This is a genomic window from Alcaligenes aquatilis, assembly GCF_003076515.1.
Taxonomy (GTDB): domain Bacteria; phylum Pseudomonadota; class Gammaproteobacteria; order Burkholderiales; family Burkholderiaceae_B; genus Alcaligenes; species Alcaligenes aquatilis.
In genome coordinates this window covers 3,168,625-3,195,594 of record NZ_CP022390.1, presented here as the reverse complement: position 1 = coordinate 3,195,594, position 26,970 = coordinate 3,168,625, and the positions used below count along the sequence as shown (strand labels likewise).

The window sequence follows — 26,970 nt, the reverse complement described above, 5'->3', positions numbered from 1 at the left end:
ACCCTTAGCTGCCTAACTCATCATGGGTAACGCGGCAAAACGTAGGATCACGTCGCATATCAAGGTTTACAGCGTAGTGAATCAGGGTGCAGGCTTGACCATTACCGGGATTGGCAGCTCGTTAAGCCCCTTGAACTCCTGCAAGGAAAAGCTGGTTTGCGCTTGCCGGACACCCGGCAAACGGTGCAGTTTCCGTTGCAACAACTCCGAATAGCTGTCCAGGTCCTTGGCCACCACCATGAGCAAAAAGTCGGCCGGGCCTGCAATGCCATGACACATCACTACCTCCGGAATATCGCGTACCGCTTCTACAAACTGCACCGAACGCGCTTCGTTCTGAAAGTCCACACTGATGCTGACGAAGGCCACCACACCGTAGCCCAGGCCGCGACGATCCAGCCGGGCGTGGTAGCCTGAAATAAGCCCGGCTTCTTCCATGCGACGGATCCGGCGCCAGCAAGGCGACTGCGATATACCCACTTTTTGCGCCAGCTCGCTTGTGGTGAGCCTGGCGTTTCGTTGCAGCTCGGCCAGTAAACTGCAATCCACCTCATCCAAATCTATTTGCATAAAAAAACCTGTTTTTAAAGTTTTCTAGAAAAAATTATGCTTCTATAAAAAACAGCTTGGCGCAAGACCCTTAAATCCCTAAGATCAACGCATAAATTTAAGTGGGATTGAATAATGAAACCACAGACAACATTCAGCTTCACCCCTGTGCCCGCCTGCTCGGGTGACTGCACCGCGCCACTGATGGAAACCTTCGGGCACGATGCATGGCACACTCCCCTTGGCGCGCAACGCGACTTTGGTTTTCCAGCGACCCACGCGACCTGCTCTACAGGCCGTACAGGTCATGATTAATGTACCGGGAACAGAACAAATGAATGCTTCCAAGGCATCGGCTGACAAGGGAATCAGCGAGACAGAGCGCATTGTTTCGGAAGAAAAAGCGCAGTTGGATTTCAGCCAATCCATGAGCTATGGCGATTACCTGCACCTGGACGAGGTGCTGGGCGCTCAGCACCCGCTCTCGCCTGCCCACGACGAAATGCTGTTTATCATCCAGCACCAGACCAGTGAACTCTGGATGAAACTGATGCTGCACGAACTGAACGCGGCCACTGAATCGGTCGCTGCTGACCGATACGCCGACAGCTTCAAGATGCTGGCGCGTGTCTCGCGCATCATGGAACAACTGGTCAGCGCCTGGACGGTGCTCTCGACCATGACCCCGCCGGAATACACTGCCATGCGGCCTTATCTGGCCAGCTCCAGCGGCTTTCAAAGCGCACAATATCGCTGTATTGAGTTTGCTTTGGGCAACAAGAATGCCGCCATGCTCAAGCCACATGCACACCGCCCTGAGCTACTCCGCCAGGTTGAGGCCGCTTACCGTGCCCCCTCGCTGTACGATGAGTCGCTGCGCCTGTTGGCCCGCCAGGGTTTTGACATTCCCGCAGACTATCTGGAGCGTGACTGGACGCAGCCCTACGTGGCCAGCCCCGAAGTCGAAGCTGCCTGGTTGCAGGTTTACCGTGACCCACATGCACACTGGGACCTGTACCAGTTGGGTGAGAAACTGACCGACATTGAGGACGCCTTCCGTCTTTGGCGTTTCCGCCATGTCACGACGGTTGAACGCGTCATCGGTTTCAAACGCGGCACGGGTGGCACAGGTGGCGTCAGCTACCTGCGCAAGATGCTGGACGTGGTGCTGTTCCCTGAAATCTGGACGGTTCGGACCGCGCTGTAATGCCAGCTTCACACGACTTACTCTCCGCGCAGGAGCGCGAGCGCGAATACTCGCCCAGCTCCTGTATAGGCGGAAACTACGCGCCTTACATCGAGGACTACGCCACGCTTAGCGCAGCGGCCTTGCAAAGCGGATCACGTCATACCGAGCTGGCCTATGGCAGTGCCGCCGCACATAAGCTCGACCTCTTTTTGCCTGCGCCGCGCGACTCGGAATCCCTCCCACCACTGCTGCTGTTTATTCACGGCGGCTACTGGCAGGAGCTCTCCAAGGCGTCCTCTTTGTTCTCGGCCCCGGATTGCACCAACGCGGGCATCGCCTTTGCGGCCATCGATTACACCTTGGCACCGCAAGCCTCTGTCCATGACATGGTGCTGGAATGCCGCCAGGCACTACGCTGGCTGTATGAGCACGGTAAAGAACTGGGTTTTGATCCGCAACGTATTGTCGTTTCCGGCAGTTCTGCCGGTGCGCATCTGGCAGCCATGTGCTGCCTGCGCGGATGGAAAGACGACCCTGATTTGCCTGTCGGCGCACCTGCAGCAGCGGTGCTGGTATCGGGCATTTACGATCTACAGCCCCTGATTGGCACCAGCATCAATGAGGCACTGTCTCTGGACGTGGACAGTGCACGAGCGATTAGCCCTCAACTGCTTGATCTGAACGGATTTCCTCCCACCATCATTGGCTGGGGAGAAATCGAAACCTCGGCGTTCAAACGCCAGAGTCAGGCTTTTGCCGACGCGCTGAACGCACTGGGCGCCCAGTATCTGCCCCCCATCGAAATGCCCGCACGCAACCACTTCGATGTCATTGTTGACCAGGCTCGCCCCAACACCCGTTTGGGCGATGCAACGCAGGCGCTCTTTGCGTCTTTGCCGGTCATCTCTACTCGGAGCAAGTGATGAAACAAGTTGTCGACGTCGGGCTTCCTCCCCTCAAGCAAGCGTTCTCCTGGGCTGTCAAAGCCAAAGGGGAAATGCTGTTCATGGTGGCCGGGCCTGTGCGGCCGGACGGCAGCATCGATACGGGAAGCATCGAGCAACAGGCTCGCCTGACCTTTGCCAATATGCAACGGGCCACTCAAGCAGCGGGAACTAGCCTGGAAAACGTCACCCAAGTGCTGATTTACATGACTGATATCGCCGATATGGACGTCATCGACAAGGTCTACAGGGAGTCTTTCTCCGCGCCCTTTCCCAACCGAGCCAGCGTGGGCGTGGCCGCTTTAGTGGAGCCGGGCATGAAGCTGGAGGTTGTGGCTTACGCCATGATTCCTTGAGGCTGACAAAGGCGGGGCGCCGCAGCAGCCCCCATCTGTTTACAGCGAGTCAAACGGATCCTGCGTGCTGGGCAAGCCCGTATCATCTCCCAGTACAAAGCGCGGGATGAACTGCAGCACATACTGTCGCATGGCCTCGACCAGACGCTGCGCATCGGGACGTAGTTCGCGTGATCGCAGCGACACCACGCCGACCATATAAGGCACGTGGATATCAATGGGGCGCAACACCACATTCGGCAGTGGCAGGCCGTGGGCAGTGAAGGGGTCGATCAAGGACACGCCTACCCCTTGGCTGGCCAGAACCAGCCCTTCCAAAGACGATGCAACCTCGATATGACGAATATCTTCCGGTGCTTCCGGACTGGCGCGCAACAGAGCGGTTGCCAGGGTATGACGCAGGCGATGGCGGTTCTGAATGGAAATCAGGGGCGTGCCTTGAATATCACTCAAACGCACCAGTTCGTGCTCGGACAGGGGATGATCCAATGCCATACCCAACAGACACGGACTTTGTCCTGACCAGTGCAAGGTGCAACCATCAATATCGAGCGGCAAACTGGTAACAGCCAGATCTGCCCGCCCTTCGTCGATGGCTTGCACCACCTCTTCCGGCTTTACCGTATCAATAATCAGCTTTTGCTTGAAGGCGGGATCGTGATGCTCCATGATGCCCAGCGCTTGGGGCAGCAACCCAATAGCCAGCGCATGAGTGGCCACGATACGCAGGGGCCGCAGGCCACCACGGGCGATTTCCAGAGCGCGACTTTGCAGCACCTCCAGATTCATCAGCACCGGCCTGGCTTCCAGATAAAACTCGCGCCCTTGATCGGTCAGGGTGACCTGCGGACGGGTACGAGTAAAAAGCCTGAAGCCCAGTTCCTGCTCCAGCTCCTGAATCTGGCGGCTGACCACAGGCTGAGAGCGGTCCAGTAAACGGCCGGCAGCGGTCACACTGCCTGCGGACATCACAGCTGCAAAAGCTTCTAATTGGCGAATTTCCATGTCGGTCTATGTGAATGCCGCATTTATCAACATGAAATATTCTAATGCGGAATAGTTAGCCGGACTAGCGTTTCACGCCGAAACACTGCTCCAACGTGGGGAAAGAACCATCACGCACCTCCGCCGCGTACTGCGCTGCCGCTTGCGAGATCAAGGCACCCACATCCGCGTAAGGTTTGGCAAATTTGGGAATCTTGCCGTTTGTCAGGCCCAGGATATCTTCAGTTACCAACACCTGGCCATCACACGCAGGCGATGCACCGATACCGATCGTAGGAATGGCGATGGTTTCGGTAATCCGGCGGCCCACACTTTCCGCCACCCCTTCCAACACCACACCCCAGGCACCGGCCTGGGCATGTGCGACGGCATCGTCCAACACGCGCTGGGCGGCAGCATCGGTCATGCCTTGAGCCTTGTAGCCACCCATGGTGTTGACGTACTGAGGCATCAAACCCACGTGGGCCAACACAGGCACGCCGCGCTCGACCAGAAAGCGGGTCGTTTCAGCCATGGCTTGACCGCCTTCCATCTTCACTGCCTGGGCACCACTGGCCGCGAGCATACGCGATGCGTTGGCAAATGCCTGCTGGGGTGATTCCTGATAGCTGCCAAAGGGCATATCCACGACAATACAAGCGTGCTTAGTAGCACGCACCACGGCCGCAGCATGGGCAGCCAACATATCCACCGTAATGCTCAGGGTGTCAGGCATGGCATACCCTACCATCGCGGTCGAATCGCCCACCAGGATCATATCCATGTGCTCGTCCAGCATTCGTGCGATAGGCGCGATATAGGCTGTTAACGACGCAATTTTTTGTTTGCCCTTATAGGCGGTCAGAGCGGGAACGCTAATGCGAACCTGCGTGGTATGTACGCTCATACTTACTCCAGCTGGAACCCCATAGGACAACGCTTATATGGGATTATGAATGATGCAGATTGCAACATCTTAATAAAAAATCCAGTCGACGCCTCTATAATCGCCGCAGGACAAAAAACAATAAGCCAATTTCCTGCCTACGTACAAGCTTCACGTGTCCATCCCGTGTGGATTCAGGTCCCTTTAAGGACTTTTGCCTTGACACCGCCTGTACTCTAGGACCTGTTAACACGATGTAAGGAGATTGCGTTAACAGGCCCTAGGCCCCGATCGTTCCCCATGCGCGGTGGTTTCATCAGCCAGACCCTGGCTGTTTTGCCGTGCACTCTACCGAGGAGAGACTTATGTCGACTACCCCCCCAACAATCACCTTCCACGACGATAACCGCGCGCCACAACTGGGCCTGGGTGTCTGGCAGGTGCCTGCCGAGCAAACGGCCGATGTGGTGTGCAGTGGCATCGAGGTAGGCTACCGCCTGATCGACACTGCTGCCATCTACGGCAACGAGGCCGAAGTCGGTCAAGGGATTCGTCAGTCCAAGGTGCCACGCGAGGAGCTGTTTGTGACCACCAAGCTGTGGAATGACATGCATGGCCACGACAACACCCGTGCAGGCTTTGAAGAAAGCATGGACAAACTGCAGCTCGAATATGTGGATCTGTACCTGATTCACTGGCCTGTGCCCAAGAACCGCCAGTACATCCAGACCTGGGAAACACTGATCAATCTGCGCAATGAAGGCCGCGTCAAATCCATTGGTGTGTGCAACTTCCTGCCCCAGCATTTGCAAACCTTGCTGGACAAGACCGGCGTGTTGCCTGTGCTTAATCAGATTGAGCTGCACCCCGGCTTTCAGCAGGCAGAGTCTCGCCACTACCATGAAGACCACGCTATCCAGACGCAAGCCTGGAGCCCACTGGGACTGGGTACGCTGTGGGACAATCCGGTACTGAACAAGATTGCCAAGGAACATGGCCGCTCTGTGGCGCAAGTCATGCTGCGCTGGCAGATTCAACTGGGCAATATGGTGATTACCAAGTCCACCTCCCCCGAACGCCAGCGTGACAATATGGACATTTTCAGCTTCGAGCTCAGCGAGCAGGACATGGCAGACATTGCCGGTCTGGACCAGGCCGAAGGTCGTCTTGGCCCGGATCCAGAATTGTTCCGCTTGCCCAAAAGCACCGTCTAAGGCTAAGCCTTGGGGCGCACCCGTCTTGCAGGCCCGGACAGGAAGGCGGCAAGAAGAGGCGCCAGAGCAAACAGCCACAGCAGAGCCTGCGCTGACTGGCGCGCGCCCTGCACCCCACCGGGGTCTGCAAAGCCCGAGGCCGTGGTGATGATCCCGGCCAATGCAGCCCCCAGGGCCATCGTAAACAGTTGCAAGGTCGTAATGGCAGCCGAGGCAATATTCTCCTGGCCCTTGGGCGCGGAATGAAAGACCCGTGTCAGCAGGTGCGGCCAGGCCAGACCAATCCCTATTCCAACGCCCAATAAGGACAGGTACAAGGCCCAGGAATAATCCCTGCCTTCGCTCAAACCCTCCCACGGGATAAACACGCCCAAGGCAGCCAGCGACAAGCCCGAGAGCACAGGCCCGGCAATAATCAATCTGTCCCCGGTTTTCAGCCCACGGCTGGAACTGGCAATCGAACCCAAGGTCCAGCCACCGGACATCAAGGCAGTCAGGTAGCCGGCTTTCAGCGGGCTCATGTGATGGATGATCTGCAGGAAATACGGAATGAAGATTTCCGTTGCCACCGCCACACTGACCAAGCCAATACCAGCGTACAAACTACCCAAGGCGGTGTTGATGGAATAGGTGCCCTGCGGAAACAGGCGGCTGGTGGATTTGCTGTCGGCACGCGCCATCAGATACACCAGCATCGCGCCACCCACGACACCGGCCAGATTGATCATCCACGACGTGGACAGGCTACCTGCCGACATGACCAGTACCGAGGCGGTCAGCAACAAGACCTTGCCCAAGGTCGAACCGGATTGACGCGTTTCAGGGGCACGCGCATCACGCAACTGGGTCCAGACCAGAATCGCCAGCAAAGCGGCACACGGCAGGACACTCCAGAAGGCCAGACGCCATTGGCCCATCTGGGCAAACACCCCGCCAATCGCCGGTCCCGACAAGGTCGCCACGCCCCACATACTAGACACCAGGGCCATCACGCGCGGCCAAAGCCGCTCTTCAAACACCAACCGGATCGAGGAGTAGCTCAGACCCAATAGCAAGCCACCCCCCAATCCTTGAATCGTGCGGGCAACAAGCAGGAAAGGCATGGAAGGCGCCGCCGCGCACAAGGTCGTGCCAATCGCAAAGAACAGCAGCGACACCAGAAAGCTGTGTCGCAGGCCCCATTTTTCCAGGACTTGGGGTGACAGGGCCGAGCCCAGAATCGATGCCACCACAAAGAGCGTGGTATTCCACGCGTAGTACTCCAACCCGCCTATATCTTCCACCACGGAAGGCAAAATCGTGGTCGCCACGTACACATTGATCGCGTGAACAGCCACGCCTCCGGCCAAAGCCAGCGAGCGCAAGCCATTACGGCCAGACAACAACTCAGACCAAGATGCTTCTTGGGTATTCGCCATTTTTCTTTATCCACACAAAAGGCCGGCAAAAGAGCCGGCCCCTAAACACACAAATGCGCCAGAGGCATGACACCACTGGCGCACCTGCTGGCGTGTCAAATCACGCCGTGGCCTGCTGCCGAGCTTACGCTTTCAACAAGCCCCGCAACACGTACTGCATGATACCGCCATGACGGTAATAATGCGCTTCGCTAGGCGTATCAATTCGGACCAGGGCCTCGAACTCAATATCGCCAGCACGCACTTTGACCTTCTCGGGGATCTTGTCCTGATTCAAGGCGGTAATGCCTTCGATGTCGAAGACTTCATCGCCCGTCAGACCCAGGGTTTGTGCGTTTTGGCCAGCCGGGAACTGCAAAGGCATCACGCCCATGCCCAGCAAATTGCTGCGGTGAATACGCTCGTAAGATTCGGCAATGACTGCCCGTACACCGAGCAGCACCGTACCTTTGGCCGCCCAGTCACGCGAAGAACCCGAACCGTATTCCTTGCCCGCCAAAATGACCAGCGGGACATCGGCACTCAAGTAATTGCGCGAGGCATCGTAAATCGTTGCCACGGGCGCGCCGTCTTGCGTGAAGTCGCGTGTGTAGCCCCCTTCCGTACCCGGAGCCAGTTGGTTACGCAAGCGCACGTTAGCAAAGGTGCCGCGAATCATGACTTCATGGTTACCACGACGCGAGCCGTACGAGTTGAAGTCCTGCGGCTGTACGCCGTGGTCCATCAAATAGGTGGCCGCTGGCGACATGCGTGCAATCGACCCAGCCGGACTGATGTGGTCGGTCGTCACCGAGTCACCCAGCTTGGCCAGCACGCGTGCGCCACGAATATCCGAGACAGGGCTGGGGTCACGCTTCAGGTCAATGAAATATGGGGGTTTGCGCACGTAGGTAGAGGAATCCTGCCATTCGAAACGATCCCCTTCGGGCGTAGGCAAAGAGCGCCAACGCTCATCGCCGGCAAATACATCGGCATAACCATCGCGGTACATATCCGAGGCAATCGCCTTGCTGATCACGTCCTGCACTTCAGCAGCAGAGGGCCAGATGTCTTTCAGATACACATCCTTGCCATCGCTACCCTGCCCCAAAGGCTCCTTGTACAGGTCGATATCCATCGTGCCCGCCAAAGCGTAGGCCACCACCAGCGGTGGCGACATCAAGTAGTTCATTTTCACTTCGGGGTGAATACGGCCCTCGAAGTTACGGTTACCCGACAAGGTGGACACCACGGCCAGATCGTTTTGATTAATCGCCTGGCTGACTTCTGGAATCAGTGGGCCGGAGTTACCGATACACGTGGTGCAGCCGTAACCCACCAGGTCAAAACCCAGCTTGTCCAGATAGGAGGTCAGGCCGGCACGGTCGTAATAGTCGGTAACCACGCGCGAGCCTGGGGCCAGACTGGTTTTCACCCAAGGCTTGCGGCTCAAGCCTTTTTCCACCGCTTTCTTGGCCAGCAGACCCGCGGCCATCATCACACTTGGGTTGGAGGTATTGGTACACGAGGTAATGGCGGCAATCACCACCGAGCCGTGATCCAGCTCGCACTGGCTACCGTCGGCCAACGTGAACGTCACCGCCGCTTTACGAGGTGCGGGTGGCTTGTGCGAAGGCACGTCCGACGCAGGGAAACTCTCTTCCACGGCCTCGTCATAGGTCGCTACATCGTCGCCCAGCAGATCACGTACCGAGGTACGGAATGCGGATTGGGACGAGGACAGGGCAATGCGGTCTTGCGGGCGCTTGGGGCCGGCAATCGAGGGGACGACCGTGGACAAATCCAGCTCCAGGCGCTCGGAGTAGCGAGGCTCGTGCTGCGGGTCATGCCACAGACCCTGGGCCTGGGCATACTCGCGCACCAGGTCGATCTGTTCTTTGGAGCGACCCGTCAGCTCCATGTAGCGCAGGGTTTCCTCGTCAATCGGGAACATGGAAATGGTGGAGCCGTATTCGGGGCTCATATTGCCGATCGTGGCACGGTTAGCCAAAGGTACAGCGCTGACGCCAGGACCATAGAACTCCACAAACTTGCCCACGACACCGTGCTTGCGCAGCATATCGGTAATCGTCAGCACCAAGTCTGTCGCCGTAGTGCCTTCAGGCATTTGACCTGTCAGCTTGAAACCCACAACACGGGGAATCAGCATGGAAATGGGCTGTCCCAGCATAGCGGCTTCGGCCTCGATACCGCCTACGCCCCAGGCCACCACGCCCAGACCGTTCACCATAGGCGTGTGCGAGTCCGTACCCACACAGGTATCGGGATAGGCCAGTTGACGGCCTTGTTCGTCGCGCGTAAAGACCACGCGGGCCAAGTGCTCCAGGTTCACCTGGTGAACAATACCCGTGCCCGGTGGCACGACCTTGAAGTTATCGAATGCACTTTGGCCCCAGCGCAGAAACTGGTAGCGCTCCATATTGCGCTCGTACTCGATCTGTACGTTGCGCTCAAAAGAACTGGGTTTGCCAAAATCGTCCACGATCACCGAGTGGTCAATAACCAGCTCTACCGGTGCCAGGGGGTTAATTTTTTGCGGGTCGCCACCCAGCGCCTGCATGGCTTCACGCATGGCGGCCAAGTCCACAACGGCTGGCACACCGGTAAAGTCCTGCAGCACAACACGTGCGGGGGTAAAGGCGATTTCACGATCGGGCTCGGCAGCAGGATCCCAGGCGGCCAGGGCGCGAATATCATCCGCAGTCACATCGGCGCCATCCTCGGTGCGCAGCAAGTTTTCCAGCAGGATCTTCAAACCATACGGCAGGCTGGCAACATCCAGGCCATCTCCACGAACCGCATCCAACCGATAGTAGTCGTAGGACTGCCCGCCGACATCCAACTGGTGCAAAGCCTTAAAACTATCTACGCTTTTCATATCGGGATCTCCATGGAAAGGTGCCGGCCGATACCATTCAACTTACCCAGCCAGCGATACTCATGTGGTAATTGTCTATTGGTCTAGACCATTTCACATCTTACACGTTGCTGTTGCCCCCTGCCGGGCGGACTGTCCTTGCCGTGGTCTCCAGCCGCATTTAAACGACCCTAAAAAAATTCTTTACGTATAATGAATTGGGGCAGTTCTTGCCTTCTCCAGCTCCTTCCAGCCCTTTTTCATCCTAGCACTCGCCCATCCTCATGTTTTTTGTCGATCTGCGCCGGCTGATTTTGCTGCTGGCTACTGCCAGCAGCCTGCTGACCATGGGTTACACCTTATATGGAGCCTACTGGGCAGAACGTACCCTGTTAATGGACCAGGCCCTGGAAAAGAACCGGGCCTATGCGCTGAAACTGGCAAGCAGCACAGATGCCTTTATTGCCAATTTGCAGCAGCAACTTCGTTACAGCGCCAATCTGCTCTCGGGCCCCGCCCCAAAAACTGAGCAGCAGCTCAATGCGGAGGTCAACCGCCTGCACGAGCAAAACAACAGCTTCAACTCGGTGCTGATTCTGGATACCAAAGGCCAGGTACTGGCCAATGCCCCTTACAACCTCGGCCTGCTGGGCACCGTATTGCATGGTGAGGGCACCCGACATGCTCTGAACAGCAAAATCCCCCTTGTCAGCTCCCCGTACATGTCGGCCACTGGCCGGCTGCTGATCTTTCTGTCGTACCCCATTCTTGACGTTGATGGTAACTATCAGGGCCTGGTAGGCGGCTCCATCTATCTGCATGAACCCAATAGCCTGAATGCGCTGCTAGGCGAGCACTTTCATCGTGACGGCTCCTACATCTATGTCGTCGACAAAAACAAACGTCTGCTTTATCACCAGGATACAAGTCGCATCGGCGAGATTATCAGCGACAACCCTGCCATTGATGCCGTCAACCAAGGCAGGATTGACGCCTTGGCCTTGGAGAACTCTAAAGGCACAGACATGCTGACCGGCTTTGCCCCCAGCAAGGATGTGCAATGGGGCCTGGTCGTACAAAGCCCCACCGACACCGTTTTGAAAGAACTTAGCGGCCTGCTGGGTAAAGTGTTGCGCAACTCCATCCCATTTTTTGTCGCTGTCCAGATCCTTATCTGGATGCTGGCCATGCTTATTGCCAAGCCTTTGCGCCAGCTGGCCCGCCAGGCTCCCCACTTGGACACAGACTTGGCCGGCTCCCGCATCAGCCAGGTTCATGCCTGGTACTTTGAGTCCCGCCAGATCAAACTAGCCATGCTGCTGGGCCTGAAACGCGTCAATCGCAAGATGGGCGTCATGGATATCGAGCGCAATACTGACCCACTCACCAGCCTGACCAATCGTCGTGGCATGAATGCCATGCTCCAGCAGTGGAGAGACACGGACACCCCCTTTTCCGTTCTGGCGGTCGATATCGACCACTTTAAACGTGTCAACGATACCTACGGCCACGACGTGGGCGACCTAGTGCTATGCTTTTTGGCCAACACCATGCGAGCCTGCACCCGTGACACGGACCTGGTTTGCCGCGTCGGGGGAGAAGAATTCAGTATCTTCCTGCCTGAGCAAGATATCGACCAAGCCGTACAGCTAGCCGAACGTCTGCGCATATTGATTAGTAAAACCAACAGCCCCACAGGCTCGCCCATTACCATCTCCATCGGAGTGGCAAATTGGCCCATCCATGCTCGTGAACACAGCACTGTCTTGAAATTGGCCGACGAGGCGCTCTACACAGCCAAACGCAATGGCCGCAACCGTGTTGAAATCAGTTCTCAGAACGATCAGGTGAGAGAAATGCCCCCTCCCCTCTGAGCAAGAGGAGGGCTGGGCCCACTTAAAGACGACGCAGCACCTTGATCTGCACATCTACCTGCAGGTCAAGGCTTGTCAACTGACGCACTCGCTCCAGACCCGGCATACTGGCACGAAACATATGAGGGGTCATCAACAACAAATCTGCAATTTGTTCCTGCGTATGTAGCGATACCTCAAAACGGATACGCTCGCTGTGCTCCAAGCAAAAGCCGGCTGCCACGGTTTGCTCTTGGCTCTTGTCGACCTTCAGACTGCTGTAAATGATACGGCGCAGCTCCAACAAATGGTCTGCACCTGTCTCCACCTGCACCCAAATGCCGCCGGGTTTCAGCGCCCGTAAAAACTCATCGGGAACGGCAAAACCAAACAGGCACAGCACGGCATCCAAGGCACCGTCAGGCACGGGCAAATGTGCGTTGCTCCCTACCAGCCAACGTATGTCTGGTGAGCTGCGTGCTGCTGCCATGACAGCCCATTTGGAAATATCCAGACCGATCAGGGCCAGTTGCCCCTGTTGATCCTGCTGACGCAAATAACGCGGATAATAGCCTTCCCCACAGCCTGCATCCAGACAAGCGTAGGGCGCCTCCCCTTCCAATCCATCCATCAAAGCACGCCACACACCTGCGGCAATAGGTTCGTATACCCCCGACTCCAGATAACGGCGACGCGCCGCCACCATCTCCTTGCTATCTCCTGGATCACGTGAGCGCTTGTTTTGTACAGGAAGCAGATTGATATAGCCCTGGCTGGCCGTATCGAAACAATGGCCCGACGGGCAGCGCCAGCTGGGAGCCTCGAACGAGAGCGGCAAGCCGTCCAAGGGACAGCACAGTTGCTCAAATAGGGGCGGGGAAAAGTCAGACATGAATGAATCGCTCTACGGCCACCGTGGCCAAGGCGATAGTGTAGCGCCCCGGCTTGCCTGTACCGGGGGTCACGACAAATTTACGACTCGGACGCAAAGGCCAGCGCGTCGCGCAACAAGGCCTCGATCAAGGGCTGAATGTTGTGGGCAGCCGCTTCGTTGTAATCAAAGGGCCACTGCTCTTGCATATAGCAGCACTGTGCCATCTCCAACTGCACAGCATGAATGTTCTGCTGAGGACGTCCGTAATGGCGGGTAATGTAGCCACCTTTGAAACGACCATTCAGCACACTACTGTAGTCTTTGTTGGCCAAGGCCGTTTTCATCAGACGATCGCTCAAGGCAGGATCACAGCTCTGACCATTGGCCGTCCCGAAATTCAGATCCGGCAGACGGCCTTCAAAAAAGCGCGGAACCACCGAACGAATCGAGTGCGCATCCCACAGGACTACACGACCGTGCAAGGTCAGAAGGCGCATCAGCTCTTCTTCCAGCTTCTGATGATACGGCAGCCAGATGCTCTCGCGGCGCTGGGCAATCTCACGTTCGTCCGGCTCTTGTCCAGGCTGGTAGATAGGCTCATCGTCAAAGGTATCCAAAGGACAGAGACCGGTCACACTTTGCCCTGGGTACAGGCTGGCATTGTCCGGCGGGCGGTTCTGATCAACAACAAAACGCGAGTACGTCGCCACCAGCACAGACGCGCCCAATTGCTGAGCGCACTCGTATAGACGGGGAATATGCCAATCCGTATCCGGCACCTGACGCGCTGACTCCGTAAAACGCGCCAGCAAGGCCGATGGCACATAGGTGCCCGAATGGGGCATGGAAATCAACAAGGGGGCAGTGCCCGGATAAAACTCAAAGGCCGCAGGAACGGTCATGGCAGACTCCAGTCTGTTTCAGCACACAATCAAGAAGAAATAGGATACAGATCACCCCGGCGGTGCAGCCAGGCCGGGAGCGACTCTCGCATGCGCTGCACGCGCGCGGGATCCAGATCGGCACAGATATAGCCAGGGTGATCGGGCATGCAGGCCAATACCGTACCCCAAGGGTCAATAATCATGCTGCGGCCCAGACAAGGCATAGCGGGGCCAGGGCCACCGATCTGCGCGGCGGCCAGTACGTAGCACTGGTTCTCAATGGCACGGGCACGCAACAGGACCTCCCAGTGATCACGGCCAGTATGCACATTAAAGGCTGCCGGCACCACCAGCACATTCGCGCCACGGGCACGCAAGGTACGGAACAGCTCGGCAAAGCGCATGTCGTAGCAAATGCTCAGGCCCAGATTCAGCTCCCCAACCTGCACATTTTGCAAATGCTGACCATGGCAGAAATCGTCGGACTCACGATATTCCAGACCATTTACCACGGCGTCGTACAAGTGCACCTTGCGGTATTGCGCCACGATTTCACCGTCTGGCGAAAACGTCACGCTGGTATTGCCCAGGCGATGATCATCAGGACGGCGCTCGTGCATGGAACCCAGATGAATCCAGGCACCGGTGCGGTGAGCCAGGCTGGCCATGTGATCGGTCACCAGACCCGGAATGGGTGTGGCGTTTTGCTGCAACCATTGCGTATCACCACGCACATCGCTGTACTCGGGAGTCACAATCAACTGTGCCCCGTCTTTGGCGGCGGCCAGCACCCAATGTTCTAGCTGATCCAAATTGGTTTGGCGGTCGCGGCCGCTATCCAATTGCACCAGGGCAACACGTGTCGTAGACATACTTTTATCCTTTCGGACCGGCTCAGTACTGCAAGGCGCGGGCCGTTTCCAAGGCCAGACGGGACAAGACACCCGCCCCCTGGCCACCGTATAAAGAGATGCTGGTGCGGCCATCGGTAAAGCCATCGGCCATCACGGCCAGCACCACACTGCGTTCGCCCATCGTCAAGATACCGGCATCGTGACGCAAACCGGGCAAGGAGCCGGTCTTGTGAGCCAGTTGAGCGATAGAAGGCAGCATTGCCGCAAAGTGACCGCGTTCGCGCTGGTCCGCCAGCATATCCAGCCCCTGCTGACGCAGGTTTTCCGGCAAAGCAGGCGAATGCAACAGGTACAGCAAGGTCAAGCAAGCATCCTGGGCCGTAGTCCAGTTGTCCTTGCCGGCCTCGCGCGCCTTCATGTCCATCATGTGACGTTGCAAGTCCGTATGCTGCAAACCAGCCTGGGCGCTCCAGGCATTGATGTTATCCATGCCCAGCAAATCGATCAGGGCATTGGTGGCGACGTTATCGCTCAGGATAATCATCAGCAAGGCCAGCTCGCGCAGGCTCAGGCTGGGTACGCCGGGCAACTGACTCAAAATGCCGGTGCCGGGTGTGCGGTCGCCCTCGGGCAGAGGGTAAACCGACTCCAGCGACAGCTTGCCCTGGGCCACCTGCTCCAGCAAACACAAGAGCATGGGCGTCTTGATCAGGCTGGCCGACGGCATGACGCGCTGCGCATGCCAGTCAAACAGGGAAGTGCCATCGGTAGCGTAGACCGCCATCGAAATACGGGCGGACTCCTGGGTCAGCAAAGGCTCCAGTCGCTCTTGCAAGCGCTCACGAACCAGCGGCGCATCCAACAACTCGCTTCCCACGGTAAACATACACTCTCTCCTTCAGTACTCAGACCAGAATCATGAACAGGCCAGCGAACATCAACAGATTGATGATCATGACCGCCCAGCCGTTATACAGCATGTACTTAAGTTGAGTGGAGCGTGCCAGGCCCATCTGGCCGAACATATCTGAAGAAGGGAAAGGACCAAACCAATCAATCTGCGAACTGCCCAAAATGACGGCAGCGGTTGCAGCAGGACCCACCCCAGCAGCAGCCAGAACCGGGCCAAAAATCTTGGCGGTAAAGGTCATCTGCGCCACAGCAGCACCCGGGATATGGCCCACCACGTTAAAGGCCACGATCAGCATGCACAGCACCGCGCCACTGATACCGATCAGGTACGGCTGCACCGAATCGAGCAAGGCGTGATAGGCGTTCAGTTGGTCCACCAGTACCAGCACCGGGTTGAACAGCCAGAACAGGAAGAAGATCCAGATCAGCTTACCCGCACCGGCATACATGGCCTGCAGGATTTCGCGTGGGTTCATGCCACCGGCCAGACCTGTCGCTGCCCCCAGGGACACCATCACAATAATGGCGTAAGCAAAGCCAGCTTTAGAGGCGATACCCACAGCAGCCAGACCCACAATGGTGATGCAAAACGCCCAGGCAGCACGCACCGCCTTGGGTGAAGCCTTGGCATTCACGTCAAACGCAGCCGCACCTTGAGCGGCCTCTTCGTACTGAAACTGGTCTTTGGTGATCTTCTGAATGCGACCGGACATGAACCAGCCCGTCAGCAAGGTGGCAGCCGCCATAGGCAGACCGGCCACCAGCAGGTAGTCGGTGTAGCTCAAACCCGTCAGACCCGTTACCGTCACCACGTTAGGGGTGAATGGACCCAGCACCAGACCGGCGGAACCGGCGCTTTGGAACAGGGCCGCCACAGCGGGGGGAGACAGACGCACGGCAGCAGCAATCGGGATCACCACCGCCGCAATAATGGCGTTACCGCCCGCCAAGGTACCCAGAGCGCCACAGATCAGGGTGGACGCCACCATGATGCCCAGACGCACACGCACCGGATTGGACAAGCCAATACGCTTGACAATGGCGCGTACCAATTGCTCGGCAGCACCGGTACGGGCGGCCACTTCACCCACCCCGGCGCCCAGCACAATAATCAACCCCACCACCGCAATGAACGAGCCCAGGGACTCGGCCAGCAGTTTACCCATGGCAATCGGCGTAGTACTGGTCATGATGGCGCCCAATACAATCGCACCAATCGTGGCCAGAACAATATCCACACCCAACAGGGCGATAAGCGCAAACACCACCACCGGCGTCAAGCCCCACAGGGAGCTTTCACCCGGCATGTAAAAGTGGGTGTACAAGGCAATCGCCATGCCAATTAAAAACACCACCATGGCTGCATTGCGCTTGCCCGTTGGCATTTGTTGCTGAATGACACTCATGTCGTCTCCTTAACGATCCTTCCTGACCAGTGTTCAATAACCGGCCTGCATGTGATGCAATCGCACCGCTCTGGTTGACTACCCCAGATCCTGGCGACTGCTTTCTTGTCCAATGCGCCGCTTATAGCGGGATAATCGGCGCATCCAGGCTTTGCGCCTGAGCGGCAAAGGCGCGGTTAAGCACCTGTCCGGGCCGCTGCTCCGGGGCGGCAGGATGAACCTGCACGCCATTCACAAACACGGTCTGCACACCTTGAGACGGTAAGGTGGGCTGCTCCCAGGTGGCGCAATCTTGCACCGTTTCGGGATTAAACACCACCAGATCCGCCCAGGCGCCGACTTGCAACACGCCGCGGTTTTCCAGCCCGAAAACCGAGGCAGGCATGGCCGTCATTTTGGCGACCGCCTGCTCCAGGGACATCAGGCCATCTTCGCGTACGTACCGCCCTAAAATGCGCGTGAAACTGCCCCACAAACGAGGGTGGGGATGCGCATCCGCAGGCAATCCGTCCGAGCCCACCATGCAACATGGGTGGCTGAAAATGCGCTGGACTTCTTTGTCGTCCATCGCAAAGTAAATCGCGCCAGCAGGCAGTAAACGCCGTGCGGCCGTTTCCCGGTCACAGCCCCACTGCTCGGCAATCTCGGCCAGATACAGGCCATTGCACTCGGGATGAGGCTCGGACCAGGTAATACGAATCTGGTCTATGGTGTGGGCACGCTCAGGGATCAGGATCGTGGAGCTGCCCGAATAGGGATAAATGTCCAGGGTGGCCTGCACGCCATCGGCGCGGGCCCGATCAATATTGGCCAAGGTATGGCTGCTGCGGCCCCAATTGGCCGGCATCATGCACTTGTGGTGCGACACCAAGGTGGCACACTGCGTCTGACGGCCTACCGCCAGCACTTCTTCGACGGACTCCTGCACCGTGTCGCCCTCATTGCGAATATGGCTGGTGTGCAGGGAACCTTTGGAAGCGGCAACACGGGCCAAGCCTTCCAGTTCGGCCGGTTCGGCCATGCAGCCGGGCTCGTAAGCCAGGCCGGTACTAAAGCCCACGGCGCCTTCTTCCAAGGCCTGGGCCAACAAGGCTTCCATGGCCTTTTGCTCGTCGGCGTCAGGCTGGGACAAGGGGTCCTGCATCACGGCCATGCGCAAATTCGCGTGCCCGACCAACGCTGCCACGTTGATCATGGGCTTGAGATGGCGCACCGCTTGCACGTACTGCGCCATGTCGTCAAACAAGGGCGAATCGCCCAGCAAGGCCAAAGCCGCTGCCGAGTTGCCCGGCAAAGGAGCGGGGAAGGCGCTGACACCACAATTGCCGACCACAACCGTCGTAATGCCCTGGCTGGTTTTCCAGTCCAGAACGGGCCGTTCGATGAACATCAAATCATCATGGCCGTGAGTATCGATAAAACCAGGAGCCACCACATGGCCGCTGGCGTCCACCGATTGCTCGGCATGCCAGGCACTCAAGTCGCCAACCGCGACAATACGCCCCTCTCGAATACCCACATCACCACGCCAACGCGGGGTGGCCAAGCCATCAATAATCCAGCCATTGCTGATCTTGACGTCCAAGCTGCGGTCGTCTGTCTGCATTTACGTCTCCACTTACCCTCCCACAAAAAGGGGAGTTGACCGCATTATCCAAAGGTATTATTAATATGAAAAATTGTTTAAGTTAATTGATTAATCAGAAAATGAAATGGACAGACTTCCCAAGCACATCACGCTCAAGCACCTGAATGCCTTTGTTGCCGTCGCTCAGGAGGCCAGTTTCACCCATGCCGCGCGTCGTCTTTTTCAAACACAATCCTCGGTCACGGGCCTGATTCAGCAACTGGAAGTTGCCCTGAATACCACCTTGTTCAACCGCACCAGCCGCCGCGTATCCCTGACGCCTATTGGTCTGGAGTTCCTGCCGCGCATCACCCGCCTGCTGGCGGATTTTGATGGCGCCATCAGCGATGTCATGCGGTATGGGGAATTGAAAAGTGGGCGGGTCAGCGTGGCTGCCGCCCCATCGGCCATTACGGATCTGATAGCACCGGCTGCCGCGAATTTCTCGCAACAGCACCCCGCCGTGCGGCTGTACTTACGGGATGACAACTCAGGCCGCATTCAGCGTCAGATCGTGGCCGGGGAAATCGACTTTGGTCTGACCAGCCCCTGGGCAGATGTCCAAGGACTGGACAGTCAGCCCTTGCTGGAAGACCAGTTTGGCGTGCTCTATCGCAGCGACGACAAGCTAATCAAACCAGACGCCAATAACACGGTCAGTTGGTCTGCCCTGAATGAGCGCAAGCTGGTGGGCGTCGTAGACGAGACAGGCATCATGGCAGTGCTGCAATCACGGCCCGATCTGCCTATAGAAGCGTCAGCCCCGTTTTATGAGGCCTCCAGTACCACCTCTCAAGCGGCACTGGTGCAAAGTGGTCTGGCCATTGCCCTGCTGCCAGCCTTGGCCGCACAACGAGTCTTGATGCCCGGCCTGAGCTTTTCCTTGCTGCAGGCACCTACACTGGTCCGTACTCTCTGTTTGATGTTCCATCTGGAACATGATCTAACCCCCGCTGCTGCTGCCCTGGTAGAGGAAGTTCGAGCCTACGTGAAAAAAGCTCCTTTACCGCCTGGGTGCCGTGCTCTGTGAGAGACGCACCGCGAAGCCGGACATAGAATCGCCCCACGCCTGGCCTGATCAGAATGCCGTCATACGAGGACTCCGTTCGGTGCCCTTTTTGGTAAGGCCTGTCGGCGCGGCGTGCTCTTTTCGTCCTATCTGGCCGTCGACCTCTGAAATCATGGCTTCTCCCCTGCCCGCCTCCTCTCCTTTAACTCTCCACCTATATACCAGCACATTAAAAACGGGCCTGAGCAAAACGCTCAGACCCGTTTTTTCTTGCTGCCAGTATCCATCACTACTAAATAGAAACCACCAGCGATTCAGTCTTTATCTACACGGCATTAAACCGTCAAACCACCCGACACTTCCAGCGTGGTGCCATTGATGAAACTGGCTTCATCCGAGGCCAAAAATGCATACACATTGGCGATTTCCTCGGGTTTGCCCATGCGACGCAGCCAACAATGGTCACGAAAGCCTTGCAGCACTTTTTCCGGGATGGTTTTCAGAATGTCTGTCTCGATAAAACCGGGACAGACGGCATTGACGCGTATCCCTTTGGGGCCCAATTCCCTGGCCCAGGTTTTGGTAAAGCCAATCACCCCGAACTTGCTGGCTGCGTAATTGGTTTGGCCATAATTGCCGTACAAACCCACCACGCTGGAAGCGTTCAGAATGCAACCGCTTTCCTGCTCCAGCATCACTGCCGCCACCGCCTGGGTGAAGTTAAAAACTGCTTTCAGGTTGACATCAATGACATCGTCAAACTGCTGCTCGGTCATGCGTACCAACTTGGCATCTTTAGTGATCCCGGCATTGTTCACCAACACATCAATGCGGCCAAACTTTTGCTTCACATCTGCCACCATGGCATCAATCTGCGCACGGTCTGTCACATCCACGGTATAGCCCACAGCAGTAACGCCATTGCCACTTAAAGACTGCGCTGCTTGACTGACGGCATCCGCATTACGATCGCATAACACCACAACCGCTCCTTCCTGGGCAAACTTCCTGGCCGTTGCCAAACCAATACCTGCTGCCGACCCAGTCACAACCGCCACTTTATCTTTCAATCGCATTCCAGCTACCTTTTAAAAATCGCTCCACGCTGTCATGCAAACACAGGTTTTTACAGCACCCAAACAGACCATTGCCTGCAAACTCGTTCACACCAGCACACTGTTTTGTACTCCGATCACTTCCAGATCGCCAGTCAAAGTGAGCAAATTTTGTCCCAAAGGCAATGGCCCCAAAATGAACCACACTGCACGCCGACGCTTACTGGCCGGACGTAAACTTGGTGTGGCTGTTGATCAAATTGCGGTAGTCGGGGATATGGTTGGAGAACAAGGCGCCCAGACCTTCCACGTCATTACGCCAGTCGCGGTGCAGTTCGCACGCCACGCCGAACCAGGTCATCAACTGAGCACCGGCGGCAGACATGCGATCCCAGGCGGAATGGCGCGTCAGCTCGTTAAAGGTGCCCGACGCATCGGTGACCACAAACACATCAAAGCCTTCCTCCAGAGCCGATAAGGCCGGGAACGCCACGCACACCTCGGTGACCACACCGGCAATAATCAGTTGCTTCTTGCCAGTAGCCTTGATCACTTTCACGAAATCTGCGTTATCCCAAGCATTGATCTGCCCAGGCCGGGCAATATACGGCGCATCAGGAAAGGCTTCTTTCAGCTCGGGGACCAAAGGACCGTTCGGGCCTTCTTCAAAGCTGGTGGTCAAGATGGTGGGCAAGTTGAAGTACTTGGCCAGATCAGCCAGCGCCAGCACATTGTTCTTGAACTTGTCGGGATCAATATCACGCACCAGAGACAGCAGCCCGGTTTGGTGGTCTACCAGTAGGACAGCGGCTTGATCTTTATCCAGTCGTTTGTAAGGCGTCGTCATCTCAGTTTTCCTTAACGATGATTGAAAGGGATGGATGCAAAAACTGCACCCGGTACTGCCACAGCGCTTGGGGTAATCGCGCTGCAAATCAAATCGGTGAAACCGGCCAGCATGGGCGGTGAAGGCGGACCAGGCCGCCCTCACCCACTTGCCTTACGAGGCCGCCGTAGTGGGTGCCATCGCACCGAAGCGACCGCTATTGAAGTCATCCATCGCCTGCAAGATTTCCTGCTTGCTATTCATGACAAAAGGGCCATGCCCCACAATGGGCTCATCAATGGGCTGACCACTGATCATCAAGACGACGGCGTCGTTGTTGGCTTCGATGCTGAACTGGCTACCTGCCCGATCCAGCACCACCAGTTGCCCTTCACGTGCCACGCTTTGGCCATTGACCAGCACCGTTCCATGCAGAACCACCAAGGCAGCCGTCCAGCCTTCTGGACTTTCCAGCTCGGCAATTCCACCCTGATTCAGACGCAGATCCCATACATTCATGGGAGTGAAGGTCTTGGCAGGGCCTGCGGCACCGTCCTTTTCTCCAGCAATCACCCGCACTATGCCGGCGGCATCCGGCAATGCGAGCACAGGAATCTGCTGGTCGGTAATGGCCTGATAGCCAGCGGGAGCACCTTTGTCTTTGGCAGGCAAATTGACCCAAAGCTGCACCATTTCCAAGGTGCCACCCGAGCGGGCAAAGGCGTCGGAGTGGTACTCCTCGTGCAAAATGCCCGAGCCAGCCGTCATCCACTGCACATCACCGGGGCCAATGGTGCCGCCCTGGCCGGTGGAGTCGTGGTGCGACACCTCGCCCTTGTAGACGATGGTGACGGTTTCAAAACCACGGTGTGGGTGCTGGCCAACGCCGCGTTTGTGATTGCTAGGGGCAAACTCGGCAGGGCCGGCATAGTCCAGCAGCAGGAAAGGGCTCAACTGTTTTGCGTGTGTGTGGTACGAAAACAGGGAGCGAACGGGGAAGCCGTCGCCCACCCAGTGAGGACGGGGAGCGCTATAGATACCAAGAATTTTCTTCATGTCCATCTCCTTGTTTCAACATAAGAGACAGCATAAACTCGGGACAACGAAGCCAGTAGCCCCCTAAATCGGCCATCTATGTTCCATTTATGGAACGATAAAACTGCCATGCAAGATTTAAACGACTTGTACTTCTACGTTCAGATTGTGGATCACGGGGGCTTTGCCCCGGCCGGTCGCGCACTAGGTTTGCCCAAATCCACCCTTAGCCGCAGGCTGGCGGCTTTGGAAGAGCGCTTGGGGGTACGGCTGATTCAGCGCTCCACCCGCCGCTTTACCGTGACCGAGATCGGCCAGACCTATTACGAACACTGCAAGGCCATGCTGGTGGAGGCTGAGGCGGCACAGGCAGCCATCGAACTGACACGTGCCGAACCACGTGGTGTGGTGCGCATCAGTTGCCCGATCACCTTGCTGAACGCTCATGTCAGTAATATGTTGGCCGACTTCATGGTCAGCTACCCGCATGTCACCGTCCAATTGGATGCGACCAACCGGCGTGTCGACCTGATCGGGGAAGCGCTGGATATTGCCATTCGCGTCCGCCCCCCTCCATTACAAGACAGCGATCTGGTAATGTGTGCGCTGTCCGACCGTAGCCAATGTTTGGTCGCCAGTCCGGAGCTGATCGCCCGACACGGCTTGCCCGGTTCGCCGGCCGATCTAGCGGACTATCCCAGCCTGGCCTTGGGTCTGCCGCAGCAAAACCATACCTGGACCTTGTTCGGCCCCGACGGGGCACAGGCTGTGCTGCATCACAGCCCTCGCCTGATCACCACCGACATGACAGCCCTGCGCTGTGCCGCCTTGAAAGGCGTCGGTGTAGTTCAACTGCCAACCCTGGTAGTTTGTGATCAATTGGCCGACGGCTCTTTGGTGAAACTGATTTCGGAATGGGCTCCCCGACGCGAGATCATTCATGCGGTGTTCTCATCCCGTCGCGGGCAAATGCCTGCCGTGCGGGCGCTGCTGGATTACCTGGCCGAGCGCTATCAGCAGATGGATGAGGACTGACTGGACTGCACGAACCAGTTGGAAACAAGAGGGGTAAGCATTCCTGAATGCCCCCACCATGACACCGCCCAGTCCTGCCGCACACACAAAAACGCCCTGCTTATGCAGGGCGTTTTGTATGCCTGGCAATCAAACCTGAGGATCAGACGCCGCCATTGAAGTCGCGGACTTGCTTTTCAGCTTCTTCACGCGCAATGCCATAGCGTTCCTGAATTTTCCCAACCAGATATTCGGTATTGCCTTCAGCAACATCAATATCGTCATTGGTCAACTTGCCCCATTTTGCCTGAATCTTACCGGACAACTGTTTCCATTTACCTTTAATCGTATCTTCATTCATAGTCGCTCTCCTATTTCAAAAGGAATTCACAATAAGGATTGATAGCGAAATAATTATTCCGGCTTGACTTTCAATCCCGACGAATCGACTTTCACAACGCCTTTTACACTCTCCGTTGCAGCAACGGCTTTCTTGTGCTCAATTTCGCTGGGCACGGTACCGGTCAATGTTGCAACACCATTATTGGTCTCAACAGAGATATCCGTGCTTTTCAAATCCTTGGTGCTGGCCAGATCAGCCTTGATTTTGGTGGTGATCCAGGTATCGCTGACGGCTTCGCCCGCAGTTGCGGAATGGTCCTGATTAACGGCAGGCTCATTAGCCATTGCGCCGCCTTGCAGGCCAAGACTCAGGGCCGAGGCCATTAAAAAACTGGATAGGATGGCGGATTTTTTCATAGATTTTCTCCAATATCAGAAAGAGTATTTTTAGAATTAAAAATTCCCTTAACCCTGCTATTAAAAGGAGTCCAATGCAATCAAAAAAATTTCCTTGTTTGCAATGGATGGTTCTACCGTAACATTTCCAACCCACCCGTAAACTACGAAATGCTACAAGCATTTTCCTTATAAAAATTTAATCTATTTTTAACTCAACCCCATTCATCCAAGCTATAGCAACCCGTTTTTAGCCATCAGATTCAGATCATCATGCTGACTCGACTCAATCTGCCCTAACACGCTCCACGACTGCTGTTCACACGTTTTCAACCAAGCCACTATGGCCTCTTGAAACAGGGAGGGGCCGGGGCAAGAACAGAGCCCTTAAGCCAGGCTTTGTTGTCTGAAGGAGGCACTCAGACCAGATACATAAGGTAAAAGATTTAGCAGAGCGGCTAACAAAACCACCGCCTTGGCAACCTTGCTTGCGATGCAAACACGGCTACCCCGCCTAAGACACGCAAAAAAAAGAGCCAGATCATCATGTCGATAATCTGGCCGAAATCAGAACAGGGTGCAGACCTACACGCCCCGCCTCGAACAACAAGGCAAATATCAATCAACGCAGATGATGCACCTCCTGCATTCCATACACCTGCACCGGCAGGCCCGCCTGACGCGCTTTAAGCTGCAAGGCCAGATACTGGGAGTAATGACGCGACTGGTGCAAGTTGCCGCCGTGGAACCACAGATTTGGCTGCTGCGTCGGCTTCCACATATTGCGCTGCTCGCCTTCCCACGGCCCGGGGTCTTTGGTGGTTTCCGAACCCAGACCCCAGCACTTGCCCACCCGGTCCGCCATTTCCTGGCCTGCCAAATCAGCCACCCAGCCATTCATGGAACCGTAGCCCGTGGCATACACCACCAGGTCCGCTGGTAATTCCGTACCGTCGCTCAACACCACGGCGTTCTCGGTCAAATGACTGATGTCAGTCCGCGACTTCAGCTTGATGCTGCCATCGATAATCAGCTCGCAAGCACCCACGTCGATGTAGTAACCCGACGCGCGACGCAGATACTTCATGAACAGGCCGGAACCATCATCGCCCCAATCCAGCATGAAGCCTGCCGCCTCCAGCTTCTGGTAGAACTGTGCATCACGCTCGCGGATCTTGTCGTACACAGGAATCTGGAAGTCCGCCATGATGCGGTACGGCAGGGAGGCAAAGAGCAAGTCTGCCTTGCGCGTGGTGACTCCCAATGCCAGTGCCCGTTCGGAATACAGATCGCCCAAACCGATCTCCATCAGGGAGTCGGATCGCACAATGTGGGTGGACGAACGCTGCACCATGGTGACGTCCGCCCCCGCCTCCCACAATGCCGCGCAAATATCGTGCGCCGAGTTATTGGCCCCGATCACCACTACTTTCTTGCCCGCATACGCTTCCGGCCCGGGGTGCTGCGAGGAATGTTGCTGCTCACCCTTGAACACATCCTGCCCCTGTATGTTGGGCACATTCGCCTTGCCGGACATACCCGTGGCAAAGACCAACTGCTGGGGCCGCAGGGTCATGGGTTTGCCATCACGTTCGATCTCCACTTCCCAGGTCTGGTTGACTTCGTCATAGCGCACCTTCTTGCACACGGTGCTGCTCCAGTAATTCAGCTCCATCACCTTGACGTACATTTCCAACCAATCGCCAATCTTGTCCTTGGGCGCAAAGACAGGCCAGTTGTCGGGGAAAGGCATGTAAGGCAGGTGGTCGTACCAGACGGGGTCGTGCAGGCACAAGGACTTATAGCGTTTGCGCCAGCTATCGCCGGGGCGAGCATGCTGATCAATGATGAGCGCAGGCACATTCAATTGCCGCAGACGCGCACCCAGCGCAATACCACCCTGCCCGCCGCCGATCACCAACACATAGGGCTGCTCCGTGGTGCCCAGCTCCGCCTGCTCTTGCTGACGGCGCTCCTGCCAGGTCTGGCGACCCCGCCGGATGCCATGCTCGGCCCCCATGGGACGGCGCACACCCAGCGGCTCCTCGTGACCTTTCAGTTCCGACATGGTGGTCAGCAAGGTCCAGATCTTGCCATGCTTGACGCGGATATGGCCGTAGCCACGCGCCACATCGGTTTCCACACGGAACCAGCCTTCCACCAGACCCTGGCCGTCGTCACTGACCGGCTCGGCACTGTCGCGCTCAAACCGGGCTGACATGGCGCCTTGTTGCTGCTGCGTCAGCATGTCGCGGATCTGCTCGCGCCCTTCCATGGTTCGGATATTCCAGGTGAACATGACCAGATCACGCCAAAAGCATTCTTGGGCAAACAGGGCTGCCGCATCGTCTGGTGCATTGCTGGCAAGCGCATGGGTCAACTGTTCAAGAACCGTGTCCAACTGTCGCGCAGACGGCTGCAGTTGCTGCTGTGTTTGCATGATTTGTCTCCATATCGTTTTAGTGTTGCGCCGGACTTTTGCTGTC

General features: G+C 56.8%; 24 protein-coding genes. 7 read left to right on the top strand and 17 right to left on the bottom strand.

The window, feature by feature from the left end; translation table 11 throughout:
• Window positions 1–81: 81 nt before the first annotated feature.
• Entirely contained in the window at window positions 82–570 is a 489-nt protein-coding gene (locus CA948_RS14630; protein ID WP_094198024.1) for an Lrp/AsnC family transcriptional regulator, read from the bottom strand.
• A gap of 313 nt (window positions 571–883) precedes the next feature.
• Here CA948_RS14630 and kynA point away from each other — a divergent pair, with 313 nt between their 5' ends.
• The 3 genes from kynA to CA948_RS14615 are packed head-to-tail and all read left to right on the top strand — an operon-like array spanning window position 884 to window position 3,038.
• A complete protein-coding gene (gene kynA, locus CA948_RS14625) occupies window positions 884–1,756 on the top strand; it encodes a tryptophan 2,3-dioxygenase (protein WP_094198458.1) in 873 nt (290 codons plus the stop codon).
• Entirely contained in the window at window positions 1,756–2,661 is a 906-nt protein-coding gene (locus CA948_RS14620) for an alpha/beta hydrolase (protein WP_108728384.1), read from the top strand. The genes kynA and CA948_RS14620 overlap by 1 nt, the downstream gene beginning before the upstream one ends.
• On the top strand, window positions 2,661–3,038 hold the full coding sequence (locus tag CA948_RS14615; protein ID WP_108728383.1) for a RidA family protein: 378 nt from the start codon (window positions 2,661–2,663) through the stop codon (window positions 3,036–3,038). Before CA948_RS14620 ends, CA948_RS14615 begins: the two co-directional genes overlap by 1 nt.
• A 39-nt stretch (window positions 3,039–3,077) precedes the next feature.
• Here the strand turns inward: CA948_RS14615 and CA948_RS14610 are convergent, their stop codons facing one another.
• Window positions 3,078–4,007: a LysR family transcriptional regulator gene (locus tag CA948_RS14610; protein WP_230019397.1), complete on the bottom strand. Its 930-nt coding sequence runs from the start codon at window positions 4,005–4,007 to the stop codon at window positions 3,078–3,080.
• A gap of 100 nt (window positions 4,008–4,107) precedes the next feature.
• Entirely contained in the window at window positions 4,108–4,929 is an 822-nt protein-coding gene (gene panB / locus CA948_RS14605) for a 3-methyl-2-oxobutanoate hydroxymethyltransferase (RefSeq protein ID WP_094198028.1), read from the bottom strand.
• A gap of 344 nt (window positions 4,930–5,273) precedes the next feature.
• Here panB and CA948_RS14600 point away from each other — a divergent pair, with 344 nt between their 5' ends.
• Window positions 5,274–6,122: an aldo/keto reductase gene (locus tag CA948_RS14600; RefSeq protein WP_094198029.1), complete on the top strand. Its 849-nt coding sequence runs from the start codon at window positions 5,274–5,276 to the stop codon at window positions 6,120–6,122.
• A 2-nt stretch (window positions 6,123–6,124) separates the two neighbouring features.
• Here the strand turns inward: CA948_RS14600 and CA948_RS14595 are convergent, their stop codons facing one another.
• Both CA948_RS14595 and acnA read right to left on the bottom strand, forming a co-directional pair.
• Window positions 6,125–7,540 carry an MFS transporter gene (locus tag CA948_RS14595; RefSeq protein WP_108728382.1) on the bottom strand — a complete coding sequence of 472 codons (1,416 nt, stop codon included), beginning with the start codon at window positions 7,538–7,540 and terminating at the stop codon, window positions 6,125–6,127.
• 124 nt (window positions 7,541–7,664) lie between these two features.
• Window positions 7,665–10,418, bottom strand: a complete 2,754-nt coding sequence (gene acnA / locus CA948_RS14590) for an aconitate hydratase AcnA (RefSeq protein ID WP_094198031.1) — start codon at window positions 10,416–10,418, stop codon at window positions 7,665–7,667.
• 263 nt (window positions 10,419–10,681) lie between these two features.
• Here acnA and CA948_RS14585 point away from each other — a divergent pair, with 263 nt between their 5' ends.
• Entirely contained in the window at window positions 10,682–12,271 is a 1,590-nt protein-coding gene (locus CA948_RS14585) for a sensor domain-containing diguanylate cyclase (protein WP_094198032.1), read from the top strand.
• Window positions 12,272–12,293: 22 nt separating this feature from the next.
• Here the strand turns inward: CA948_RS14585 and CA948_RS14580 are convergent, their stop codons facing one another.
• From CA948_RS14580 to CA948_RS14555, 6 genes are all read right to left on the bottom strand, one after another.
• Window positions 12,294–13,142, bottom strand: a complete 849-nt coding sequence (locus CA948_RS14580; protein WP_108728381.1) for a putative RNA methyltransferase — start codon at window positions 13,140–13,142, stop codon at window positions 12,294–12,296.
• A gap of 80 nt (window positions 13,143–13,222) precedes the next feature.
• Window positions 13,223–14,026, bottom strand: a complete 804-nt coding sequence (gene hutG, locus CA948_RS14575) for an N-formylglutamate deformylase (protein WP_108728380.1) — start codon at window positions 14,024–14,026, stop codon at window positions 13,223–13,225.
• A gap of 29 nt (window positions 14,027–14,055) precedes the next feature.
• A complete protein-coding gene (locus CA948_RS14570) occupies window positions 14,056–14,880 on the bottom strand; it encodes a carbon-nitrogen hydrolase family protein (protein WP_108728379.1) in 825 nt (274 codons plus the stop codon).
• Between the two features lie 22 nt (window positions 14,881–14,902).
• The gene (locus tag CA948_RS14565) at window positions 14,903–15,748 is read right to left on the bottom strand and encodes a serine hydrolase (RefSeq protein WP_108728378.1); all 846 of its coding nucleotides are present in this window, start codon (window positions 15,746–15,748) and stop codon (window positions 14,903–14,905) included.
• A 19-nt stretch (window positions 15,749–15,767) separates the two neighbouring features.
• The gene (locus tag CA948_RS14560; RefSeq protein ID WP_094198037.1) at window positions 15,768–17,180 is read right to left on the bottom strand and encodes a gluconate:proton symporter; all 1,413 of its coding nucleotides are present in this window, start codon (window positions 17,178–17,180) and stop codon (window positions 15,768–15,770) included.
• Window positions 17,181–17,301: 121 nt separating this feature from the next.
• Window positions 17,302–18,786 carry an N-acyl-D-amino-acid deacylase family protein gene (locus CA948_RS14555; protein ID WP_108728377.1) on the bottom strand — a complete coding sequence of 495 codons (1,485 nt, stop codon included), beginning with the start codon at window positions 18,784–18,786 and terminating at the stop codon, window positions 17,302–17,304.
• A 106-nt stretch (window positions 18,787–18,892) separates the two neighbouring features.
• Between CA948_RS14555 and CA948_RS14550 the strand changes: the two genes are divergently transcribed.
• On the top strand, window positions 18,893–19,837 hold the full coding sequence (locus CA948_RS14550) for a LysR family transcriptional regulator (protein ID WP_094198039.1): 945 nt from the start codon (window positions 18,893–18,895) through the stop codon (window positions 19,835–19,837).
• Between the two features lie 314 nt (window positions 19,838–20,151).
• On the opposite strand, the gene fabG is transcribed toward CA948_RS14550, so the two are convergent.
• From fabG to CA948_RS14535, 3 genes are all read right to left on the bottom strand, one after another.
• Window positions 20,152–20,892, bottom strand: coding sequence for a 3-oxoacyl-ACP reductase FabG (fabG, locus tag CA948_RS14545; RefSeq protein ID WP_094198040.1), 741 nt, complete (start codon window positions 20,890–20,892; stop codon window positions 20,152–20,154).
• A 199-nt stretch (window positions 20,893–21,091) separates the two neighbouring features.
• Window positions 21,092–21,718, bottom strand: a complete 627-nt coding sequence (ycaC, locus tag CA948_RS14540) for an isochorismate family cysteine hydrolase YcaC (RefSeq protein WP_108728376.1) — start codon at window positions 21,716–21,718, stop codon at window positions 21,092–21,094.
• Between the two features lie 153 nt (window positions 21,719–21,871).
• On the bottom strand, window positions 21,872–22,753 hold the full coding sequence (locus CA948_RS14535) for a pirin family protein (RefSeq protein ID WP_094198042.1): 882 nt from the start codon (window positions 22,751–22,753) through the stop codon (window positions 21,872–21,874).
• A gap of 108 nt (window positions 22,754–22,861) precedes the next feature.
• On the opposite strand from CA948_RS14535, the gene CA948_RS14530 reads away from it, so the two are divergent.
• Window positions 22,862–23,767: a LysR family transcriptional regulator gene (locus CA948_RS14530; protein ID WP_108728375.1), complete on the top strand. Its 906-nt coding sequence runs from the start codon at window positions 22,862–22,864 to the stop codon at window positions 23,765–23,767.
• Window positions 23,768–23,909: 142 nt separating this feature from the next.
• Here CA948_RS14530 and CA948_RS14525 read toward each other — a convergent pair whose 3' ends face one another.
• The 3 genes from CA948_RS14525 to CA948_RS14515 form a co-directional block, all read right to left on the bottom strand.
• A complete protein-coding gene (locus CA948_RS14525; protein ID WP_094198044.1) occupies window positions 23,910–24,107 on the bottom strand; it encodes a CsbD family protein in 198 nt (65 codons plus the stop codon).
• Window positions 24,108–24,160: 53 nt separating this feature from the next.
• Window positions 24,161–24,505 (bottom strand): BON domain-containing protein, encoded by a 345-nt coding sequence (locus CA948_RS14520; RefSeq protein WP_094198045.1) that lies wholly within the window; start codon window positions 24,503–24,505, stop codon window positions 24,161–24,163.
• Window positions 24,506–25,106: 601 nt separating this feature from the next.
• Window positions 25,107–26,924: an NAD(P)/FAD-dependent oxidoreductase gene (locus tag CA948_RS14515; RefSeq protein WP_108728374.1), complete on the bottom strand. Its 1,818-nt coding sequence runs from the start codon at window positions 26,922–26,924 to the stop codon at window positions 25,107–25,109.
• Window positions 26,925–26,970: the final 46 nt, after the last annotated feature.

What these genes read in the sequence shown, in the direction of transcription:
- CA948_RS14615 (WP_108728383.1), top strand. Translation starts at nt 2,661, where the DNA reads ATGAAACAAGTTGTCGACGTCGGGCTTCCTCCCCTCAAGCAAGCGTTC.
- CA948_RS14515 (WP_108728374.1), bottom strand. Translation starts at nt 26,924, where the DNA reads ATGCAAACACAGCAGCAACTGCAGCCGTCTGCGCGACAGTTGGACACG.
- kynA (WP_094198458.1), top strand. Translation starts at nt 884, where the DNA reads ATGAATGCTTCCAAGGCATCGGCTGACAAGGGAATCAGCGAGACAGAG.
- CA948_RS14550 (WP_094198039.1), top strand. Translation starts at nt 18,893, where the DNA reads ATGGACAGACTTCCCAAGCACATCACGCTCAAGCACCTGAATGCCTTT.
- CA948_RS14580 (WP_108728381.1), bottom strand. Translation starts at nt 13,142, where the DNA reads ATGTCTGACTTTTCCCCGCCCCTATTTGAGCAACTGTGCTGTCCCTTG.
- CA948_RS14620 (WP_108728384.1), top strand. Translation starts at nt 1,756, where the DNA reads ATGCCAGCTTCACACGACTTACTCTCCGCGCAGGAGCGCGAGCGCGAA.
- CA948_RS14610 (WP_230019397.1), bottom strand. Translation starts at nt 4,007, where the DNA reads ATGTCCGCAGGCAGTGTGACCGCTGCCGGCCGTTTACTGGACCGCTCT.
- CA948_RS14565 (WP_108728378.1), bottom strand. Translation starts at nt 15,748, where the DNA reads ATGTTTACCGTGGGAAGCGAGTTGTTGGATGCGCCGCTGGTTCGTGAG.
- CA948_RS14560 (WP_094198037.1), bottom strand. Translation starts at nt 17,180, where the DNA reads ATGAGTGTCATTCAGCAACAAATGCCAACGGGCAAGCGCAATGCAGCC.
- CA948_RS14630 (WP_094198024.1), bottom strand. Translation starts at nt 570, where the DNA reads ATGCAAATAGATTTGGATGAGGTGGATTGCAGTTTACTGGCCGAGCTG.
- fabG (WP_094198040.1), bottom strand. Translation starts at nt 20,892, where the DNA reads ATGCGATTGAAAGATAAAGTGGCGGTTGTGACTGGGTCGGCAGCAGGT.
- CA948_RS14520 (WP_094198045.1), bottom strand. Translation starts at nt 24,505, where the DNA reads ATGAAAAAATCCGCCATCCTATCCAGTTTTTTAATGGCCTCGGCCCTG.
- CA948_RS14595 (WP_108728382.1), bottom strand. Translation starts at nt 7,540, where the DNA reads ATGGCGAATACCCAAGAAGCATCTTGGTCTGAGTTGTTGTCTGGCCGT.
- CA948_RS14585 (WP_094198032.1), top strand. Translation starts at nt 10,682, where the DNA reads ATGTTTTTTGTCGATCTGCGCCGGCTGATTTTGCTGCTGGCTACTGCC.
- acnA (WP_094198031.1), bottom strand. Translation starts at nt 10,418, where the DNA reads ATGAAAAGCGTAGATAGTTTTAAGGCTTTGCACCAGTTGGATGTCGGC.
- panB (WP_094198028.1), bottom strand. Translation starts at nt 4,929, where the DNA reads ATGAGCGTACATACCACGCAGGTTCGCATTAGCGTTCCCGCTCTGACC.
- CA948_RS14600 (WP_094198029.1), top strand. Translation starts at nt 5,274, where the DNA reads ATGTCGACTACCCCCCCAACAATCACCTTCCACGACGATAACCGCGCG.
- CA948_RS14555 (WP_108728377.1), bottom strand. Translation starts at nt 18,786, where the DNA reads ATGCAGACAGACGACCGCAGCTTGGACGTCAAGATCAGCAATGGCTGG.
- CA948_RS14535 (WP_094198042.1), bottom strand. Translation starts at nt 22,753, where the DNA reads ATGAAGAAAATTCTTGGTATCTATAGCGCTCCCCGTCCTCACTGGGTG.
- CA948_RS14530 (WP_108728375.1), top strand. Translation starts at nt 22,862, where the DNA reads ATGCAAGATTTAAACGACTTGTACTTCTACGTTCAGATTGTGGATCAC.
- CA948_RS14525 (WP_094198044.1), bottom strand. Translation starts at nt 24,107, where the DNA reads ATGAATGAAGATACGATTAAAGGTAAATGGAAACAGTTGTCCGGTAAG.
- hutG (WP_108728380.1), bottom strand. Translation starts at nt 14,026, where the DNA reads ATGACCGTTCCTGCGGCCTTTGAGTTTTATCCGGGCACTGCCCCCTTG.
- ycaC (WP_108728376.1), bottom strand. Translation starts at nt 21,718, where the DNA reads ATGACGACGCCTTACAAACGACTGGATAAAGATCAAGCCGCTGTCCTA.
- CA948_RS14570 (WP_108728379.1), bottom strand. Translation starts at nt 14,880, where the DNA reads ATGTCTACGACACGTGTTGCCCTGGTGCAATTGGATAGCGGCCGCGAC.